17 protein-coding genes are annotated in these 21154 nt (G+C 43.0%); 12 read left to right on the plus strand and 5 right to left on the minus strand.

Going from position 1 to position 21154, the window contains the following annotated elements; translation table 11 throughout:
• Window positions 1–535: 535 nt before the first annotated feature.
• The 7 genes from H6G68_RS18315 (at window position 536) to H6G68_RS18345 (ending at window position 8590) form a co-directional block, all read left to right on the plus strand.
• Window positions 536–1105 carry a photosystem I assembly protein Ycf4 gene (locus H6G68_RS18315; protein WP_190907931.1) on the plus strand — a complete coding sequence of 190 codons (570 nt, stop codon included), beginning with the start codon at window positions 536–538 and terminating at the stop codon, window positions 1103–1105.
• A 212-nt stretch (window positions 1106–1317) separates the two neighbouring features.
• Window positions 1318–2076: a peptidylprolyl isomerase gene (locus H6G68_RS18320; RefSeq protein WP_190907932.1), complete on the plus strand. Its 759-nt coding sequence runs from the start codon at window positions 1318–1320 to the stop codon at window positions 2074–2076.
• Window positions 2077–2141: 65 nt separating this feature from the next.
• Window positions 2142–3284, plus strand: coding sequence for a beta-ketoacyl-ACP synthase (locus H6G68_RS18325; RefSeq protein WP_190907933.1), 1143 nt, complete (start codon window positions 2142–2144; stop codon window positions 3282–3284).
• 268 nt (window positions 3285–3552) lie between these two features.
• Window positions 3553–4302 carry a DUF928 domain-containing protein gene (locus H6G68_RS18330; RefSeq protein ID WP_190907934.1) on the plus strand — a complete coding sequence of 250 codons (750 nt, stop codon included), beginning with the start codon at window positions 3553–3555 and terminating at the stop codon, window positions 4300–4302.
• A 9-nt stretch (window positions 4303–4311) separates the two neighbouring features.
• Window positions 4312–6525 (plus strand): CHASE2 domain-containing protein, encoded by a 2214-nt coding sequence (locus H6G68_RS18335; RefSeq protein ID WP_190907935.1) that lies wholly within the window; start codon window positions 4312–4314, stop codon window positions 6523–6525.
• A gap of 282 nt (window positions 6526–6807) precedes the next feature.
• Window positions 6808–7833 carry a zinc-dependent alcohol dehydrogenase gene (locus H6G68_RS18340; protein WP_190907936.1) on the plus strand — a complete coding sequence of 342 codons (1026 nt, stop codon included), beginning with the start codon at window positions 6808–6810 and terminating at the stop codon, window positions 7831–7833.
• A 145-nt stretch (window positions 7834–7978) separates the two neighbouring features.
• Window positions 7979–8590 carry a hypothetical protein gene (locus tag H6G68_RS18345; RefSeq protein WP_190907937.1) on the plus strand — a complete coding sequence of 204 codons (612 nt, stop codon included), beginning with the start codon at window positions 7979–7981 and terminating at the stop codon, window positions 8588–8590.
• A gap of 45 nt (window positions 8591–8635) precedes the next feature.
• Here the strand turns inward: H6G68_RS18345 and H6G68_RS18350 are convergent, their stop codons facing one another.
• The 3 genes from H6G68_RS18350 to H6G68_RS18360 all read right to left on the minus strand — a co-directional run bounded on the left by H6G68_RS18350 (window position 8636) and on the right by H6G68_RS18360 (window position 10201).
• The gene (locus tag H6G68_RS18350) at window positions 8636–9007 is read right to left on the minus strand and encodes a Dethiobiotin synthetase (protein ID WP_127053398.1); all 372 of its coding nucleotides are present in this window, start codon (window positions 9005–9007) and stop codon (window positions 8636–8638) included.
• 125 nt (window positions 9008–9132) lie between these two features.
• Window positions 9133–9678, minus strand: coding sequence for a GIY-YIG nuclease family protein (locus H6G68_RS18355; RefSeq protein WP_190907938.1), 546 nt, complete (start codon window positions 9676–9678; stop codon window positions 9133–9135).
• Window positions 9679–9877: 199 nt separating this feature from the next.
• A complete protein-coding gene (locus H6G68_RS18360) occupies window positions 9878–10201 on the minus strand; it encodes a hypothetical protein (RefSeq protein WP_190907939.1) in 324 nt (107 codons plus the stop codon).
• 422 nt (window positions 10202–10623) lie between these two features.
• On the opposite strand from H6G68_RS18360, the gene H6G68_RS18365 reads away from it, so the two are divergent.
• Window positions 10624–11010 (plus strand): hypothetical protein, encoded by a 387-nt coding sequence (locus H6G68_RS18365; RefSeq protein ID WP_190907940.1) that lies wholly within the window; start codon window positions 10624–10626, stop codon window positions 11008–11010.
• A 279-nt stretch (window positions 11011–11289) separates the two neighbouring features.
• On the opposite strand, the gene H6G68_RS18370 is transcribed toward H6G68_RS18365, so the two are convergent.
• Together H6G68_RS18370 and hisD are read right to left on the minus strand one after the other, a co-directional pair.
• Window positions 11290–11718: a universal stress protein gene (locus H6G68_RS18370; protein WP_190713219.1), complete on the minus strand. Its 429-nt coding sequence runs from the start codon at window positions 11716–11718 to the stop codon at window positions 11290–11292.
• Window positions 11719–11899: 181 nt separating this feature from the next.
• A complete protein-coding gene (gene hisD, locus H6G68_RS18375; RefSeq protein ID WP_190907941.1) occupies window positions 11900–13219 on the minus strand; it encodes a histidinol dehydrogenase in 1320 nt (439 codons plus the stop codon).
• Between the two features lie 579 nt (window positions 13220–13798).
• On the opposite strand from hisD, the gene rpsT reads away from it, so the two are divergent.
• The 4 genes from rpsT (at window position 13799) to H6G68_RS18395 (ending at window position 21124) form a co-directional block, all read left to right on the plus strand.
• The gene (rpsT, locus tag H6G68_RS18380; RefSeq protein WP_127053404.1) at window positions 13799–14086 is read left to right on the plus strand and encodes a 30S ribosomal protein S20; all 288 of its coding nucleotides are present in this window, start codon (window positions 13799–13801) and stop codon (window positions 14084–14086) included.
• 36 nt (window positions 14087–14122) lie between these two features.
• A complete protein-coding gene (locus H6G68_RS18385; protein ID WP_190907942.1) occupies window positions 14123–14908 on the plus strand; it encodes a TatD family hydrolase in 786 nt (261 codons plus the stop codon).
• A gap of 835 nt (window positions 14909–15743) precedes the next feature.
• A complete protein-coding gene (gene rpoB / locus H6G68_RS18390) occupies window positions 15744–19154 on the plus strand; it encodes a DNA-directed RNA polymerase subunit beta (RefSeq protein ID WP_190907943.1) in 3411 nt (1136 codons plus the stop codon).
• Between the two features lie 92 nt (window positions 19155–19246).
• Window positions 19247–21124, plus strand: a complete 1878-nt coding sequence (locus H6G68_RS18395; protein ID WP_127053407.1) for a DNA-directed RNA polymerase subunit gamma — start codon at window positions 19247–19249, stop codon at window positions 21122–21124.
• Window positions 21125–21154: the final 30 nt, after the last annotated feature.

The following is a 21154-nucleotide window of genomic DNA, read 5'->3' on the forward strand; positions in this document are numbered from 1 at the left end:
GTAATATTCCTGACCAACCTACGAATACGAAGCGATCGCGCTTTAACCAGTCGTCTAATACGTCAAACCACCCTCTACTCGGGGCGCGTCCAACTGCGATGGTCATTGAACTACAATCCTCTTTTTTACTAAAATTGCCACGTTTTCAAGGCTGTGCAATCTGGGAATCAAATCCCATGAGCAACTGCCGCGAGGAATTCAACGTTTTTTTTGACACTCTTAGCCCTTTACAAGCAGCTAAAATGCTGAGAATTCACAACGTGAGTAGTTGGGTATTTCTCAGGATTATGCCATTAACACGTACCAGTCACTAGTAATCTAGCTTGTAGTAACTTAATGATTCTTAACTTACCACATTCGTCAGGGTTTGTGCTGTAGACGTGGAAGGTAATCAGGTATTTAAAACTATATAAATATATGAATATCAGAATTTTAACAATTTGACACAGATTTTCTCATAATCTTACAACTTGCAATACACACTGCTCAAGTGGCAGACTTTGAGAGAGAATATCTCACAGGCCAAGGTAGTTCCATGACGGCATCAACAACGATTAATAAAGGCGATAGCCTCTTGCATCAAAACGTTCTCGGTTCTCGTCGGTTTAGCAACTACTGGTGGGCAACTATCGTTACTTTGGGAGCAAGTGGTTTTTTGCTGGCTGGTATCTCCAGCTATCTCAAAGTTAATTTACTCATAGTCACTGATGCAACTCAACTGATTTTTGTCCCTCAAGGATTGGTAATGGGGTTATACGGTACAGCTGGCGTGCTGTTAGCTTCATACCTGTGGTTAGTGATTTTATGGGATGTTGGTGGGGGGTACAACGAATTTAATCAGGAAACTGGCAAATTCAAAATCTTCCGCTGGGGTTTTCCTGGTAAAAACCGCCAAATTGAGATTGAAAATCGCATCCAAGATGTGCAATCTGTGCGTATCTCTATTAAAGAAGGTTTAAATCCCCAACGCGCACTTTATCTAAGAGTTAAGGGACGAAGAGACATCCCCCTGACACGCGTAGGTCAACCATTATCTTTAGCTGATTTGGAAACTCAAGGTGCTGAGTTGGCAAGATTTTTGGCAGTACCTTTAGAAGGATTGTAAATTTTAGACTTTAGATTTTGGATTTTGGATCAGGTTTCGGATTGATGGTAAATCGAAAATCTACCTTCTGAGAACACAAAATTCTGATGCCATCTATTGTTTTAACCCTATGCAATAGCATGACTATGAGAATTTTCAAGCTAAAATCTAAAATCCAAAATCTAAAATTGCCAAGAGAAGCTAAGATACTCTGGTTGAGTCAGTAACTGGCAATGCGATTAAAATTTTCACAATTTTTGGTTGCTCTGTTGATGATTGGTGGTCTGATGTTGGGGGGATGTTCAGCAGAGAACGTAGCTTCTAATACATCTCCCTCTTCGACAGCTACCTCAAAGGCAACTGAGGCAAGCCCCAAGTCAACTACTGAAGCAACAAAAGTATCAGAAACTAGTAGTGAGAGTATTCCGGGAATGAAAGATTTACCACGGCTCGAAGGTAAAGCTACTGTGGTGATGACAGTTAAAGGCTCACCAATTACCATCGAAGTAGATGGTACTAATGCGCCAATCACTGCTGGCAACTTCGTTGATTTAGTGCAGAAGGGTGTTTATGACGGGTTGAAATTTCATCGCGTTGTGCGTGAACCTCAACCGTTTGTGGCTCAAGGTGGTGATCCTAAAGGAAATGGAACTGGTGGCTATATAGACCCCAAAATTGGGACTGAACGCCGTATACCCTTAGAAATTAAGCCAAAAGGTGCGAAAGACCCCATTTACGGTAAGACTATTACTGAGCAGCCTGAGTTACAGCATAAGCAAGGAGCGGTAGCAATGGCGCGATCGCAAATGCCTGATTCAGCTTCTTCTCAGTTTTACTTTACCCTAGCGGATCAGGGATTCTTAGATGGTAGCTATGCTGTATTTGGCCATGTCACCGAAGGCTTTGATGTAGTTAACAAAATCGAGCAGGGCGATACCATCGATTCTGCTAAAGTCACCCAAGGTGCAGAAAACCTGAAAACTCCTCAGTAGTAAATAGGGGCGTATTGCAATACGCCCTAAAAATTACGAATTAGGAACTACGAATTACGAATTGTGTGAAGGTTGTTGTTACTGGTATTGGTTTAGTTTCCGCTTTAGGCAAAAGCTTAGAAGATAGCTGGCAAAATTTGTTAGCGGGTAAAACGGGCATTAAATTACATCAACCTTTTCCAGAACTGGGCATAATTCCTTTAGGCTTAATTGCTCAACAACCATCTGATTTGAATACGCTGACTCAGATGGTTGTTACTTCTGCTTTGCGAGATGCCCAATTAATCGCACCTCTACCTGACTGCGCTGTGGTAATTGGTTCTAGTCGTAGTTATCAATCAGATTGGGAGCAGTTGGCACAGCAGATGTATGGTCAAAATGCCTGCCAAAAACCTTTAAATTTAGAAAATTGGTTGAATACCTTACCGCACATGAATGCGATCGCTGTAGCCAGAAAAATCGGGGCAACAGGGACTGTGTTAGCACCAATGGCGGCTTGTTCTACAGGAATTTGGGCAATTTCTCAAGCCGCTTTTGGGATTAAAACTGGGCAATATCAACGAGCGATCGCTGGTGCATTAGAAGCACCCATTACACCGCTCACCATCTCTGGATTTCAGCAAATGGGTGCTTTGGCAAAAACAGGCGCTTATCCTTTTGATTTACACCGAGAAGGCTTAGTACTAGGTGAAGGTGGGGCTGTATTTGTCCTCGAATCTGCGGAATTGGCAAAGCAACGCCAAGCCAAGATTTATGGGGAAATTCTCGGTTTTGGCTTGACGGCAGACGGATATCATGCTAACAAGCCCGAACCAGAAGGCAAGAGTGCGATCGCAGCCATCAAGCAATGTTTAGAACGTAGTAGCTTAACGCCAGCAGATATAGACTACATTCATGCTCATGGTACAGCTACTCTCCTCAATGACCATATAGAAAGCCAGGTAATTCAGCAATTGTTTACCCCTGAAGTAGCCATTAGTTCCACCAAAGGTGCTACAGGGCATACATTAGGAGCATCAGCAGCCTTGGGTGTGGCTTTTTCGCTCATGGGTTTAAAGTATAAAAAGTTTCCACCTTGCGTGGGTTTGCAGCAACCAGAATTTGATTTAAATTTCGTCACAACAGCAAGAGATAGTGAAATGCAGCGGATACTCTGCTTGAGTTTTGGCTTTGGTGGACAAAATGCCGCGATCGCTTTAAGTAATTGAAATTTTGTGACTGAGTAATCAATTTGAGACTATAAGAGGGAACTCTCCCTCAGAAAATTTACGTCTGCAAGATTTTAACCCTTGTATATAAAAAATTATCAAAGAATCAAGGCTGGTTCGTAAAACATTAAGATTACGCTGTATTCCATAATATGCAGTTGGTGAAACTAGTGGAAAGTTATAGACTCTTAATGAGTTAAAAATACTTTCAAAATACTTTCAAATCTAAGTAGGGGAGTATCAAACAATAATCAAGGGGTAAATAATCATGAAATGGCTCCAGGCATCTTTGTGTTTACTGATGGTTTCTTTAACTGCGTATACTACCACGGCATCAGTGTTAGCTCAGTCACACCCAACACCAAAAACTTGGCAAATTAGTCAGAAATTTAAGCCGCAAAGAGGAAAAGATCTAAATCCCCCAACAGTTGGTGCTGCCACCCGTAGTGCCTCATGTCTCCAAGGCAAACAAGAAATAACTCCCTTAATCCCTGCCGATAAATTAGGGCTGACTTTAAATGGGCATCCTACATTTTATTGGTCTGTGTCTACTCTCCCAGTCAAAACCGCCCAGTTTACTATCGAGACAAATGGAGATGAACAACCATTTTATGAAACAGATATAAAGCTTCCCGAACAACCAGGAATTTTTAGCTTTACCCTACCTAAAAATACACCTGAATTACCCGTAGGTAAAGCTTACCGCTGGTATCTAACAATAATTTGTGATGGTGAAGACTCTAGTAACAATCCTTATGTAGAGGGTTTGGTAGAACGTATCCAAGCAGACTTACCCTTATCAGATGCCCTGGACAAAGCAACCGCACGCCAACTACCAACTATCTACGCAGAATCCGGTATTTGGCATGAAGCTCTGACTACTTCAGTAGAGTTACGCTGTACTCAGCCAAATGACTTAGTAGTCAAGCTAAATTGGAGACAATTATTGACATCAGTGGGATTAAATGACATCCTATCTGAGCCATTACTCGATTCTTGTCAGACCAAGAATGAATAACTGACTGTTATGTGGGAAAAGCTGAAACAGCGAATATGGGAATGGCGTGGGGTTTTAATTGCTGTTCCCAATGTCACATTTATTGTGATCGCCTTACGCTTGAGTGGATTGCTTCAGTCTCTAGAATTGACAGCCTTGGATCAATTTTTTTTGCTTCGTCCACAAGAGCCAGTTGATAACCGCATAGTTATAGTTGAAATTAATGAAGCAGATATCAAAAAACAGAAGCGTTGGCCTATTTCTGATGGCGTACTTGCCAGCTTATTAAATAAGATTAAGCAACAACAACCCAGAGCGATCGGTTTAGATATTTATCGCAACTTAGTTGTCAATCCTGGTCATCAAGACTTGGTGAAGGTATTTGAGTCTACCCCCAATTTGATAGGAGTGCAAAAAGTTCTTGAGAGCGTTGATAGTTCGCCCGTGGAACCACCACCTATATTGAAGCAACGTCAGCAAGTAGGGGGAAATGATGTACCTATAGATGGAGATGGTAAAGTTCGTCGAGGAATGCTCTACCTGTTTTCAGATGATGATAATTTCATAGAAAGTTTTAGTCTGAAACTAGCATTATCGTATTTAGCATCTGATGGAATTACAGAGAAAGAGGCTACCACTAACCCAAATTACTTACAATTAGGTAAGGGGATTTTTCCCCGATTCCAAGCTAATGATGGTGGTTATGTCGGGGTAAATGCCGGCAGCTACCAAGTACTATTGAACTACCGGGGACGGATCAAGCAGTTTACCAAAGTTTCCCTCACCGCAGTTCTAGAAAACAGTATTGAACCAGATTTGATGCGGGGAAAGGTAGTAATAATTGGTTCAACTGCGGAGAGTTTGAGAGATATTTTTTTTACACCCTACAGTAGTAAAGTCTTTGCCGCGCCAGAACGGATGGCAGGTGTAACAATTCATGCTAATTTAACTAGTCAAATTTTGAGTTCGGCTCTAGATGGTCGTCCACTAATTAAGTCTGGAAATGAGCCTTTTGAATGGCTGTGGATTTTGCTGTGGTCAACTATTGGCGCTATATTATCTTGGCAGCAACGCCACAATATCTTTTTGATTACTGTCAGCATTTCTGTAGCTGGTACTGCTTTAATGGGTTGCTGCTTCTTGGGGTTTTTAGTTGGATGGTGGATTCCTATAGTGCCACCAGCTTTAGGATTAGCAGGAGCGACCATAGCTATTACTCAGTATATTGCCCATAGTGCTGCCAGTCTGCAAAAAACCTTTGGGCGTTACCTCACAGAAGAAGTGGTCGCTAATTTAATAGAAACTCCTTCCGGTTTGAAGCTAGGAGGAGAACGCAGAAAAGTCACAATTCTAGTGTCTGATGTTAGAGGATTTTCGGCAATTTCGGAAGAATTTCCCCCTGAACAGGTGGTGAAAATTCTGAATCTTTATCTGGAAGTGATGACAGATGTGATTAATCAGCACAAAGGTACGATTAATGATTTTATGGGCGATGGGATTTTGGTGATGTTTGGTGCGCCTATTAGTCGTGAAGATGATTCTCAAAGAGCGATCGCTTGTGCTGTGGCTATGCAGTTGGCTATGCAACAGGTAAATGCAAAAAATCAGCAAATGAATCTCCCAATTCTAGAAATGGGAATTGGCATTAATACAGGTGAAGTTGTAGCTGGAAATATTGGTTCCCAAAAACGCGCTGAATACACAGTTATTGGCAGTCATGTGAATTTAGCTGCTCGGATTGAATCATATACGGTGGGAGGACAGATTCTCATTTCTGAGCATACTTGGAAAGATGCCAATATTGATTTGAGAATTGATAATCAATTACAGGTAGAACCCAAAGGCATAAAACATCCCATCACTGTTTATGAAATAGGTGGTATTGGTGCAAAATATAATCTATTTTTGCCAAAAATTAATGAAAATATAGATATTTTAAGTGAAGAATTACCTGTTGAATTTATTGTTTTACATGGCAAACACGTAGATGGCAAAATATTTACAGGTGCAATCGTTGGACTGTCAGATAACGGCGCACAACTACGCTCTAACTTGGATTTACAGCTATTAAGTAATCTCAAACTTAAGTTATTAACAGAAACAGCACTGTCTACGGAAGCACCAGATATTTATGCCAAAGTCATGAAAAAATCGGCTGTTGAGGAAAATCATTTTTTGATTCGGTTTACAGGGATTTTCCCAAAACGCATTGCTGAATTTAAGAAGGTAAGACAGATATCATAGCGTTTCTTAGTAGCAACTGCACAAGCGGCGCTGCCGCTCGCTATGAATGAAAGAAACAAAATTTTCTTGAGTACTTTACTCCCCACACTCGGTACTCGGTACTGTTTCTTAAAAGAGTCAGGTACAAATTTATCTGCGTCCAATCCTCTTCTATGTGCGGTTAATTCTTTCCTGCTGTACTTCACGAATGTCGTAATCTACCGTAGCGGACAGGGGAGAATTTCATAGTTGGCGCGTTTTTTTGTAAAATCAGTTGGCAGCTTCATTCTTGGGTGAACAGCTTTGTTAGCAGCTTTACTTTATGGACAGGAAGATTTACGCCTAGAACAAGTCCCTGAACCAATTCCAGCAGAGGGGGAAGTGGTAATTCAGGTAGGGGCAGCTACTACTTGTGGTACGGATTTAAAGGTCTGGCGACGTGGTGGCCATGCGAAAATGTTGACTCCCCCTACGTTATTTGGTCATGAGGCTGCGGGAACAATTGTGGCTGTGGGTACTGGTGTAACTAATTGGCAGGTTGGAAATCGCATTGTCGCGAATAATTCTGCCCCATGCATGAAATGTTTTTTTTGTCAACGTCAAGAATATTCCCTTTGTCCAAATTTGACATGGAATAATGGCACTTTTGCCGAATATCTGAAAATTCCCGCACCGATTGTGCAGCAGAATATGTTGCGGCTTCCCGATGAGTTACCCTTTGCATTGGCAGCAATGACGGAACCTCTAGCCTGTGTATTGCATGGGGTAGCCCGTTCTCAAGTCAAACCTCAAGACCGGGTAGTTGTCTTGGGAGATGGGGCAATTGGGCTGATGTTTGTGGCGGTTTTAGCGGCAAAAGCAGAGGTTTTGCTGTGGGGAGGTAATGACCAAAGGCTAGAAATTGGCAAAAAATTGGGTGCATCCCAAACTTTTAATTATCATCAAGTGGCGGATATTCCTGGTGTAGTTCAGGCATTAACTGAAGGCTGGGGTGCGGATGTGGTGATAGAGGCTACGGGCGTTCCGAGTGTGTGGGAAATAGCGATCGCTTGCGCCCGTCCTGGTGCGACTGTAAATTTATTTGGTGGCTGTCCCAAAGATACAACAATTACTGTAAATACGGAAAAGCTACATTATAGTGAATTAACCCTAAAAGGTGTATTTCACAATACACCTGAATATGTACGGGCTGCATTGTCACTCATCGCTAGTAGGAAGATTCCTTTTGAGTTACTAATTAGTGAACAGCGGCCATTAAAAGATTTAGAACAAGTTTTTGCTGATATGAAAGCACGTCAGGTAATTAAGGTAGCAATGCTACCCTGTTAGTGGTGATTATTTTAGCTTTGCCGCCCTGACGAAAATATCAATCTTGAGATAAAGTTTAATGCTATGGAAAACTTGGGAAAACTATGGTTAACCCGTTGTTGTTCACTCCCAATGGGGAATTGTAATGTCATTCCTAAATCAGAAAATGCTAAAAAAATCTCTGCGTAACTTTTTAATTTTGCCTTTTTCTCTAATTCCTTGGTTATCGGGGGAAATACTCTTAAATTCTCTGGCTAAGGCGTTACCAGGAGAAAGTACAGAAGAAGTAACAACCTGGATTCAAGCCCATTCGACGCTTCGTCCTAGAAGTGGGGAGCGATTGTTTGTCAGTAAAAGTGATACCGCCGCCCAAAGATTCACTTTTCAAGCGTCCGTATTACCTCCGGGTAAGGTCTCATTTACTAAAGACCGCAGCACAATTCGTACTGAGCGGATGAGTATGTATGATGGTGTTAATGGTGTGACACTTCAGCGTCTTCAGGAATCTTTGCGGGTAATTTATAGCTTGGATGTTTACCAAGACTATAATCGCGCCCAAGTGGTTTACCAGTATCCTAACCAAAGTGCAATTAATCAGGCACGTTTGGCAAAAACCCCAATCCGAGAGGCATTGAAGGGAGAATTACGGCTAGGCGATCGCTATGCCTATTGGGTAGAAATTGCTCAACCCAGGCAAGGTAAGGCTTTAAGTGGTCAAATCACAGTTTTTCTTAAATCTGACTTGGATAAGTTAGAAGCAGAACTCAGAACCCGTTAAAAGTAAAAAGTTTGAAGGATAAACCCAGTATTTTCTTTAGCTGCTTCATCCTTCATCCTTTAGCTTACTTCCAGCGGGTAGGGTTTCCCATGTGCCGGAAAAGATACTTTCTGCTGCTAGAGAAATGCGTTGCAAATCTTCTTTAAGTAGTGGTGGCCAGTCAACACCTGCTTTGCGTCCGGCAGCAAATAACTGCAAAGCTTTAATACCTAATTTATATAAGGCAAATGCTAGTTCTTTATCTAAGCTAGGACTTTCTTTCAGGGTTTCAAACACCACTTTTAAGGCTAATAATATTGAGGTAATTTGACCTGGTACAGGTAGTTTTCCTTGTTTTAGATGATTTAACAACGCATCTGATTTGTCATCGTCCGTTGTTTGGTCTATGAGTAGTTTACGGGCTATTTCGTAGTTCATGTATCCAGCTTACCGTAGTTTTTCTGATATTTGCCGCCAATGGGTTCATAAAAATCAAAACTTCGGTTAATTTAAATTGTTCAGTTGGGAAAATATTCCTAATTCACCCAAATTTGAGTTTATCCTTATTTCAAATCCAGTAATCCTTGTTCTTTTAATTTAGGATTAAAGCGAATTTGAGTTTTTACACCTCGTGCTGTTAATACGGCTAAAATTTCTGCTTCAACTCGCCGCGCCACATTTTTAATAAGTTTAATTTTATCTATATCATCTATGAGTTGATTTAGATAATTAGTTTGTTCTTCGGTTGTCATTAGTTCTTTCGCATTAATAGGATTAGTCCATTTTTCTTTATTTTCTACATTTCTCAAATCAATACTTCCATTCTCATCAATCCAAGCAGTTTCAATATTTTCTAAAATTGTGCGGTTAGGACGCTCAATAGTTTGTACTTTCACCCAATAACAATGTTTGGGTTGACGGACTAAATGCTGCTTGAGACTAAGATAAACGTCGCGGGAATAACCTACAAATTGGAGATTTTTTTCTTGATCGAAAATAGCGTAGACTCCTATTTTGCCATTAAAATTCTCTGGTAATTCACCATTTTCATCGATGTAAGTTACATATTCTAAACTGGCTAAAGTAGGAATATTTGTTTCAGTAGTCATAATGGAAATTCAAAATTTACTCTTCATGGGTGTAATTGGAATTGGAAACTTTTAAATAAACAATATCCAATTACTTATTTTAAAATTGGCTTTGATCAGCGTCCAAATTCAATATCAGGCTTTTCGACATACCCCACAAAATTGGATCATTTTTTTGTGACCTACTCTTGAAGCAAAATATATTTTCATGATTGCTTTGTTAAGCAATTTTTTTGTAAATTGCACAAAGGCGGCTAGGTCGGAAAATTTTCGCATTAAACATAAAGTTAGGTGGTATATTAATGATGGTGTATTCACTAGATACATGATATTGTTCAAATTCTGCGGGCATCCCTTTAGGTGTCTCTAAACTGTAGGGAATTGGCTGAAAAAGCAGTTCTGTAAATTCTACTTTTTCCCATTGCAAATTTTGACAAATTTGGCTTAAGAATGATTCACCCGTTAATAATTTAAACAGAGTTTCTTTAGCTTCAGGTGCGAGTGTAAAACTACTATCAAAGTTCTGAACAATTTTAAGAGGCATTTTTCGTTACAGATTGTTATAGAAGACTGAGTGATGATTGTGTGTAAGAAAATTTTGCACGTTGTCACGTTGAGAATCATGCCAACATCTCTAAACCTTACCCCTCACCCTACTTGCAAAAGTTTAGTCAAAACTAAAATAGGGTAAAATAGGCTTAAATATGACGCTTGTGTAAAATTGCCACTTTAGAATAGCCTATTGGATTATGGGACTTCTGTCAGCAATAGGAGGAAGATAGTGGGATTAAGAATTTTAAAGTTTAATGGAGTTTGAAAAATAAAATAGCGCCCAACCTGATCCGTTCCAGCCCAAACTGGCAATCCCAAACTGGCAATATGGTTTAAACTAATCTGGCATATTCAATATTTACACTTAGCTAATTGTAAGTTTTTCACTAGTCTTAAATCTTAATCAAGTGAATTATGAAATTTTCTCTTTTCACCTTAGCCATTGTGATTGGTGCAATCTCAGCCGCAGGCATCGCTATCACTCCCCGTGCTGATGCTAAACCGAAACCTGTGTCTGCTATCACAAATCAACGCAATCAGGCGGCAGATTTAGTGACTGAACCAGCTACAATTAACAGTAAGTGGAATAATGTCTCTGAATTCAGTGCCGATTCAGGTTTCAGGGTAAGCGATCCAGAATGCAAAAAAATTGACCCTCTGAAGTACATCAACAATCCAGACACTTTTTTTCAACCATGTCCATCAGTCAACGATCCAATGAGTCAAAATGCTGAACCAGTTGAGTATTTAAAGGTTCCTCGGCTTGATTCTGGGCTGAGTGTGACGGTTACTAATTTTTGATTAACTAAGTTGAAAACTTTAGGGACTTCCAAATAGAAAAATCCCCAATTTGTAGGGTGGGTTACGCTGCGCTAATCCACCCTACGATTTTTGGGTAATTTATTTTTTGGTGTTCCCTTAATAAAGCATAATCAGGGTGGGAAACCCGTGCAACGCAGTGGCTTCCCTCCTCACTCTCTTACCCCCCCTAAACGGTTACTTTTCACTACCTAATTTTTTCAAAAAGACAACTATGTCAACTTCAATAAAGTCAAAAAATATCAAATCCTAATTTTTAAATTACTTACCTGGTTTTACCACCAATACCGAACAATTAGCTTCTTCCATGACTTGAGTGCTAACAGAACCCAGAACAATTCTCTTCATCCCAGTTAAACCACGACTACCAATCACAACTAAGTCTACTTTATAAATATTAGCTAGTCGTACAATTTCATCGGCAGGATCACCATTTACAAGTTCTAGTTCACTTTTGACTGGCAACTTTTCTTGGTAGGATTGCAGATGCTTTTCAATGTGGAAATAAGAAACATTGGGTGATTCTGGGTGAGGACGATCAGCGGGTAATTCTATTTCTGACTCTGCTGTAGGAAATACATGACAAAGAATAACTTTGGTGTTTGATGACAGCACCAAATCATCTAAAGTCTGAATTACTCGATCTGCAATTTCCGAACCATCCAGAGCTACTAAAATAGTTTTTAACACCGCTTTTTTATCCTCAAAAGTAGACCCCTAAAATCATCACACAGGGATTTTCATTGGTGTTAACACCAACTAATTTCCCAAATGTGAGCCTTACTTTAGTTTATTAAAATCACAGACATAGCACCACTAACTAAGGAGTAACTTTTGTCAAGTGCATTAAGGAAAAAATATGCCTTCTAAATCACTCTTCAACTCGTCGTCTTACTGATTCAGCATGGGAGGGCAACCCTTCAGTGTTAGCTAGTACGTCAATTGCACCAGCAACGTTTTGCAATGCGGTTGCTGAGTATTGTATAATACTAGAATGCTTGAGAAAAGTTTCTACACCCAAGGCAGAAGCGTAACGGGCAGCACCGGAGGTTGGTAAGGTATGGTTAGGCCCTGCCAAATAGTCACCTACGGCTTCTGGTGTTGAGTAACCCAGGAAGATTGCGCCAGCATGACGAATCTGAGACATTAAAGACCAAGGATCTTTAACTTCTAATTCTAGGTGTTCAGGCGCAAATTCATTTGAGAGTTCTGCTGCTGCTGCCAGGGATTCAACTACAACAATTAAGCCATAATGAGCGATCGCTTTTTCTGTGTCTATCCGTCGGGGGTGATCTACTAATTGTCTATCTACGGCTAATTGGACTTTTTTTGCCAAACCAGCATCTGTTGTCAACAAAATTGCTGCCGCCATTGGATCATGTTCAGCTTGTGCCAATAAATCCGCCGCAACATGGGCAGGATTGGCTGTTTCATCAGCAATAATCAGCACTTCGCTTGGTCCTGCTAATGAATCAATACCCACTGTTCCATAGACTAATTTTTTAGCTAAGGTGACATAGATGTTACCAGGGCCAGTAATCACATTCACTTTGGGAATCGTTTCTGTACCATAGGCTAAGGCCGCGATCGCTTGAGCGCCTCCAACGCGATAAATTTCTTGTACCCCTGCTTCTTGGGCTGCCACTAACACTGCTGGATTAATCGCCTTGCCTGCGCCAGGTGGTGTTACCATCACCACACGGGGTACACCAGCTACTTTGGCTGGAATCGCATTCATCAGCACTGTACTTGGATAGCAGGCGCGACCACCGGGTACGTATAACCCCGCCCTGTCTACAGGGGTATAGCGTTTGCCCAGCACTACTTCATCATCGCCAAAGTGTACCCAGCTTTTTGGTACTCGCTGTCGGTGAAATGCTTCAATTTGACTGCTGGCCAGCCGAATCGCCTGGAGCAAATCTTTCGATACCTGTTGGTAGGCTGCATCCAGTTCTGAACCTGTAACCCTCAATTCTTCAGGCTTCAGGGTTTGGTTGTCAAATTCGGCAGTGTAATGCAATACAGCTTTGTCGCCTTGGCGTTTCACTGCTTGCAACACTTCCCGCACCGTTGCTTCTTTGTGAAGCAATTGTTCATCGTGGGTGCGATCGCCTTCGGCGCGTCGGAGACGTTCACAGATCCGTTGCAGTTCTGCGCTAACGTCTGCCTGCTGAGTAATAATTCGCAGCATGGAGTAAGGACAATGCCAAAACTATAAATATTTCTGCTTGAGAATTAGTTTTGCTCTTGACCCACTAGGGGATAAAGCTTATTCTAACCCTCTTCTCTAGCTTAACCTGGATTTTTTTGATACTCCCAGATTTGCCAACAGATGATTTGCTCAAAAGCGACTTTTTTATTCCTGCCAGCTTGTTAGTCTAGCGGATGGGAGCTTGTCTGACTCTTTACACAGCCCTTCAATCTCTTGGTATTTCTACAATAACCATTTTATCACGGCACTCAAAAGTAGTTATCTGCTTTTTTCACACATTTTAAAAAAGGCGCTACAGTTGAAGACTTTGTTAATTCTCTGACCACAAATCAGCATATGGGGTTGAGGGTTTTGTTCTGTTTCCCATATTTATTCGGTACTTGTCGGTTCTGGGGGCAAGACAAAACCTTTACCCTTTTCGTTGTCGCTGCTATATCTTATGGCAATTTGAGATTGTTTGTGAGATTTTTTGCAGAAATTATAACATTGGCAATTTGGATGCTATACTAGTAAGCCTAGTAGTGTGTGTACATATTAATAGTCTTTTTGGGATTGACTGTGGCGAATACAAAATCTGCTCTTAAGCGCGCCGAAATCGCAGAACGTAACCGACTGCGTAACAAAGCATACAAATCAGCGGTAAAGACGCTGATGAAAAAGTACTTTAGTGCTGTGGAAGTCTATAAAGCTAATCCTACCCCAGAATTAAAACAAGCGGTGGATGCCCGGATGTCCGAGGCTTACAGCAAAATTGATAAAGCTGTGAAGCGGGGTGTGCTTCATCCCAACAACGGGTCTAGGAAAAAGTCAACATTAGCTCACAGACTAAAACCACTCAACGTGTAGTCAAGAGTTCAGTAGCAACCTGACAACTGACAAATCATGCAACTGATAGACACCCACGTACATCTCAACTTTGACCTTTTTCAGCCAGATTTAGCAACTGTGCGATCGCGTTGGCAAGAAGCAGGAGTAGTACGTTTAGTCCATTCCTGTGTTCACCCTGAAGAGTTTGCCAGTATTCAATCCATAGCCCATCAGTATCCTGAACTCAGTTTTTCTGTAGGCTTACATCCTCTAGATGCAGCCAAATGGCACCAAGAAACAGCAGAGAAAATCAAATTTCTGGCTAGATCTGATGCCAAAATTGTAGCAATAGGGGAAATGGGACTGGATTTTTACAAAGCAAATAACTATGAGCAACAGATCATAGTATTTGAGGAGCAACTGGCGATCGCATCCGAACTGAATTTACCAGTGATCATCCATTGTCGTGACGCAGCAGTGGCGATGAAAGAAGTATTGCAAAAATGGCGAAATAGTCAAGGAGAAAGAGTGCGGGGTGTGATGCATTGTTGGGGTGGAACGCCAGAAGAAACCCAATGGTTCCTTGATTTAGGCTTCTACATCAGCTTTAGTGGGACAGTAACCTTTAATAAAGCTAAATCCATACAAGCATCCGCTGTTATGGTAAGTAGCGATCGCCTATTAATTGAAACAGATTGCCCTTTTCTGGCTCCCGTACCCAAACGAGGCGAAAAACGCAATGAACCTTCCTATGTCCGTCATGTAGCGGAGCAATTAGCTAAGTTGCGGGGGGAAACTGTAGAGACAATTGCATATCAAACTACCGAAAATGCTTGCCAACTATTCCGTCTGTCCTTATAGAGTAAGATCAAATTTGGTCTGTAGCCCTTGGCTCATTCAGCATTAAAGAAAGCAATCCCCCTTGCTTTCTTCTGACTATTTTGTAGCAGGCTGATAAAAAATCAGACTGAGGAAGACAAAAATGTGCTAGTATTATTCCCTCCAAAACATTTTACTTGCGCCATAATGGTAAAGGAAAGAATTTGTAAATTCTCAGAGAGCTAATTATTAAACGCTGTTATTAACTTGACCGTCGTGATGAAAGATTTGTGATATTTCTCCAGATAAAATCCGAAATTATACGGGCATATATCTATCTCTACAAGCGGATGCTCTCAGTAGATAACCAACCGTGGCCACCTAAAAGTTAATCGGGACTTGTGTGCAGCAGTGGATTTTTGTGTATTGAACCTATAGATAGAAAATTCTTAAACGTAATAGCCTTGTGAGTAAAATCCAGCCAAATAAATCCATCCTGATTCAGATCCGTATCTCGCGGATTATTCAGATTTGGGATCTCACTGTGAGTATAGATGAGGTCTTATAAAGACACAAAGAAAGTGAACCAGCGCAGATTAATCAACGCTCCATTTGGAGGGGAAGTGAGAAAAGCAAATCAAAATCAAGAGTATCTCAACCATAGTCCGAGAGTGGAAATAATTGCCTATAGAGGTATCTTGTAGCTTATTGCTTCCAAATCAAGGGTGATTACCCCCGTAGTAATTCATAACTGAATAATAGAGCCTACGGCAATCTCCGCGAACGTAATTCGTAATTGAAGAGAAATTACAAATTACGAATCACGAATTAAGAATTAATTCCAAGGTAGTTTAACCAGGTTGACAAAGGTAGAGGCATGACTAACGAAACATATATGGAACCAGCCTTTCTGTTACCCGACTTGATTGAAATCCAGCGTTCAAGCTTCCGCTGGTTTTTAGAAGAAGGGCTAATAGAAGAGTTAAACTCCTTTAGCCCAATTACAGACTACACTGGCAAACTAGAACTGCACTTTTTAGGAAACAACTACAAACTCAAAGAACCAAAGTATAGCGTCGAAGAATCCAAACGGCGGGATAGCACCTACGCAGTACAGATGTATGTCCCCACACGCTTACTGAACAAAGAAACCGGGGATATCAAAGAACAAGAAGTATTCATTGGCGATTTGCCCTTGATGACTGATCGCGGTACGTTTATTATCAACGGCGCAGAGCGAGTCATCGTCAACCAAATAGTGCGGAGTCCTGGAGTTTACTACAAATCAGAAATTGATAAAAACGGACGAAGAACATATTCAGCCAGCTTAATTCCTAACCGGGGTGCATGGCTGAAATTTGAAACAGACCGTAACGATTTGGTGTGGGTACGCATCGACAAAACCCGCAAACTATCGGCACAAGTACTACTCAAAGCCCTAGGTTTATCAGACAACGAAATCTTTGACGCTCTGCGTCACCCAGAATATTTCCAAAAAACCATCGAAAAAGAAGGGCAGTTCTCCGAAGAAGAAGCCCTGATGGAATTGTATCGCAAACTGCGTCCAGGTGAACCACCAACAGTCTTAGGTGGGCAGCAACTTTTAGATTCTCGCTTCTTTGACCCTAAACGCTATGACCTAGGACGAGTTGGTCGGTACAAACTCAACAAAAAATTGCGATTATCCGTCCCCGACACCATGCGCGTGTTGACACCGGGGGATATCTTAGCCGCAGTCGATTATCTCATTAACCTAGAATATGACATCGGCAACATAGACGACATTGACCACCTGGGAAATCGCCGAGTTAGAAGTGTCGGTGAACTGCTGCAAAACCAAGTCAGAGTCGGCTTAAACCGCCTAGAGCGCATCATTCGAGAACGGATGACCGTATCCGATGCCGAAGTCCTCACCCCTGCCTCTCTAGTTAACCCCAAGCCCCTAGTAGCAGCCATCAAAGAGTTCTTTGGTTCTAGCCAACTCAGCCAGTTTATGGATCAGACCAATCCCCTGGCGGAACTGACCCACAAACGCCGACTCAGCGCCCTAGGCCCTGGAGGATTAACCAGAGAAAGAGCCGGCTTTGCAGTGCGAGATATTCACCCTAGCCACTACGGACGCATCTGCCCCATTGAAACTCCAGAAGGCCCCAACGCCGGACTGATCGGTTCCCTGGCTACCCATGCCCGTGTTAATCTATACGGCTTTTTAGAAACACCCTTTAGACCAGTAGAAAACGGTCGTGTGCGGTTTGATGTCCAGCCGGTATACATGACCGCCGACGAAGAAGACGACCTGAGAACAGCCACAGGTGACATTCCCCTAGACGAAAACGGCTACATCAAAGGCCCCCAAGTTCCAGTCCGCTATCGCCAAGATTGGGCAACTACCACACCTGAACAAGTAGACTATGTGGCAGTTTCCCCAGTCCAGATAGTCTCAGTCGCCACCAGCATGATTCCCTTCTTGGAACATGACGACGCAAACCGAGCGCTGATGGGTTCCAATATGCAACGTCAGGCAGTTCCCCTGCTCAAACCAGAACGCCCCCTCGTCGGCACAGGTTTAGAAGCCCAGGGCGCGAGAGACTCCGGCATGGTGATAGTTTCCCGCACCGATGGCGATGTGGTCTATGTCGATGCCGCAGAAATTCGAGTCAGAGTCAGGGAACAGGAAAAAGAAGACACTCTTACACGGGGACAAGGGGACACGGAGAAAAATGTGAAATTAGGAGACACTTTCTCCCCCTCTCCCCGTCTCCCCATCACGTCATCTTCTTCCCCCCCCAAAGAGATTAGATACGTTCTTTCCAAATACCAACGTTCCAACCAAGACACCTGCCTGAACCAAAAACCATTGGTGAGAACAGGGGAAAAAGTCGTAGCTGGTCAGGTTTTAGCCGATGGTTCCTCTACAGAAGGGGGAGAACTAGCACTAGGACAAAACATCGTCGTGGCTTATATGCCTTGGGAAGGCTACAACTACGAAGACGCGATTTTGATTTCCGAGCGCTTGGTGCAAGACGATATCTACACTTCTATCCATATCGAAAAATATGAAATCGAAGCCCGACAAACCAAACTCGGCCCGGAAGAAATCACCAGAGAAATTCCCAACGTCGGCGAAGATGCCCTCAGACAATTAGATGAACAAGGCATAATTCGCATTGGTGCATGGGTAGAAGCTGGAGACATTCTCGTGGGAAAAGTCACCCCCAAAGGTGAATCTGACCAACCCCCAGAAGAAAAACTTCTCCGTGCCATCTTTGGTGAAAAAGCCCGTGATGTCCGTGACAACTCCCTGCGAGTTCCCAACGGCGAAAAAGGTCGGGTAGTCGATGTGCGGTTGTTCACCAGAGAACAAGGTGACGAACTACCCCCAGGGGCAAACATGGTCGTGCGGGTATATGTGGCCCAAAAACGCAAGATCCAAGTCGGCGACAAAATGGCAGGGCGACATGGCAACAAAGGCATTATTTCTCGCATTCTCCCTGCCGAAGATATGCCCTACCTACCCGACGGTTCCCCTGTGGATATAGTCCTCAATCCCTTGGGTGTACCCAGCCGGATGAATGTCGGTCAGGTGTTTGAATGTTTGTTAGGTTGGGCAGGCCATAACCTAGGGGTCAGATTCAAGATTACTCCCTTTGATGAAATGTATGGTGAGGAATCTTCCCGCCGCATTGTTCACGGCAAACTCCAAGAAGCCAGAGACGAAACCAGCAAAGACTGGGTCTACAACCCCGACAATCCTGGCAAAATCATGGTTTATGACGGTCGCACCGGGGAACCCTTTGACCGACCCATTACCGTGGGTGTAGCTTATATGCTGAAGCTGGTGCATTTAGTCGATGACAAAATCCATGCCCGTTCCACAGGCCCCTATTCTCTGGTGACTCAACAACCTCTGGGCGGTAAAGCTCAACAAGGTGGTCAAAGATTTGGAGAAATGGAAGTGTGGGCCCTGGAGGCTTTTGGAGCAGCTTACACTTTGCAAGAGTTGTTAACTGTCAAATCCGACGATATGCAAGGGCGCAATGAAGCCCTCAACGCCATTGTCAAGGGCAAAGCCATCCCTCGTCCGGGAACTCCAGAATCGTTCAAGGTATTGATGCGCGAGTTGCAATCTTTGGGTTTAGATATTGCTGTCCACAAGGTAGAAACCCAAGCAGATGGCAGTTCTCTAGATGTGGAAGTTGATTTGATGGCAGACCAAGCCGCCCGTCGCACTCCACCCAGACCCACCTATGAATCACTTTCTCGTGAGTCATTGGAAGAAGACGAATAGGTAATGGGTAATAGGTGATGGGTAATGGATAAGAGTTTTTTACCCATCACCAATTTCTTTTTTTAATTTTTAATTTTTCATTTTTAATTCTCATGAGATCTCCCCAAACTAATCAGTTTGACTACGTAAAAATCGGACTGGCTTCTCCAGAAAGGATTCGAGCCTGGGGTGAACGGACTTTGCCTAATGGTCAGGTTGTGGGTGAAGTGACCAAGCCAGAAACTATCAATTACCGGACGCTGAAGCCAGAGATGGATGGTTTGTTCTGTGAACGCATCTTTGGACCAGCTAAAGACTGGGAATGTCATTGTGGCAAATATAAGCGTGTACGTCATAGAGGCATAGTTTGCGAACGCTGTGGAGTAGAAGTCACAGAGTCACGTGTCCGTCGTCACCGCATGGGCTTTATTAAGCTGGCAGCCCCGGTAGCTCATGTCTGGTATCTCAAGGGCATTCCTAGCTATATTGCTATTCTTTTAGATATGCCCCTGCGGGATGTTGAACAAATCGTCTACTTCAACTCCTATGTAGTTCTCGCACCGGGCAACGCCGACACCCTCACCTACAAACAACTCCTCAGCGAAGACCAGTGGTTAGAAATCGAAGACGCAATTTATAGCGAAGATTCTCTCCTGGTCGGTGTAGAAGTAGGCATTGGGGCAGAGGCACTGCTGCGACTGTTGGCAGATATCAACCTCGAACAAGAAGCCGAAAACCTGCGAGAAGAAATCGGCAACGCCAAAGGACAAAAACGCGCCAAACTCATCAAACGTCTACGGGTAATTGACAACTTCATCGCCACCGGTTCCAAACCAGAATGGATGGTCATGGCAGTGATTCCTGTCATTCCTCCTGATCTGCGCCCTATGGTACAACTCGATGGCGGTAGATTCGCCACCAGCGACTTAAACGATTTATACCGTCGGGTGATTAACCGCAACAACCGTCTAGCTAGACTGCAAGAGATATTAGCTCCAGAAATCATCGTCCGTAACGAAAAACGGATGTTGCAAGAAGCAGTTGATGCCCTCATAGACAACGGTCGCCGAGGACGGACAGTGGTAGGTGCAAACAACCGCCCCCTCAAATCCCTCTCCGATATTATTGAGGGAAAACAAGGACGCTTCCGCCAAAACCTCTTAGGTAAACGGGTAGACTATTCCGGACGTTCAGTGATTGTCGTCGGGCCGAAGCTGAAAATCCACCAATGTGGACTACCCAGAGAAATGGCCATAGAACTATTTCAGCCTTTTGTGATCAATCGGTTGATTCGTTCCGGCATGGTGAACAACATCAAAGCCGCCAAAAAACTCATTTCTCGCAACGACCCCAGCGTTTGGGATGTGTTGGAAGAAGTGATTGAAGGGCATCCGGTGATGTTAAACCGCGCCCCCACCCTGCACCGTTTAGGGATTCAGGCCTTTGAACCAATATTAGTCGAAGGCAGAGCCATACAACTCCATCCTCTCGTCTGTCCAGCCTTTAACGCCGACTTTGACGGTGACCAAATGGCAGTTCACGTTCCCCTGTCATTAGAAAGTCAAGCCGAAGCCAGATTGTTGATGTTGGCTTCTAACAACATTCTTTCTCCTGCCACAGGTAAACCCATTGTCACCCCTAGCCAAGACATGGTATTGGGAGCATATTATTTAACCGCCGAAAATCCCGCCGCCACCAAGGGTGCAGGTGGTTACTTTGCCTCCCTTGATGACGTGATTATGGCATATCACCAAGACCAAGTAGAACTTCATGCCTATGTGTATGTCCGGTTTGATGGCGAAATGGAAACCAGTCAACCAGACACCGAACCACTAGAAGTGATCGAAAACAATGATGGAACTCGCACATTGTTGTATAAATTCCGCCGTGTTCGCCAAGATGCCCAAGGAGACTTGATTTCTCAGTATATCTACACTACTCCCGGTCGAGTGATTTATAACAAAGCCATTCAAGAAGCCCTGGCTAGTTAGGAGCGATCTTGTAGCAGGGAGCAGGGAGCA

This window comes from Anabaena catenula FACHB-362 (genome assembly GCF_014698735.1).
GTDB lineage: Bacteria > Cyanobacteriota > Cyanobacteriia > Cyanobacteriales > Nostocaceae > Anabaena > Anabaena variabilis_A.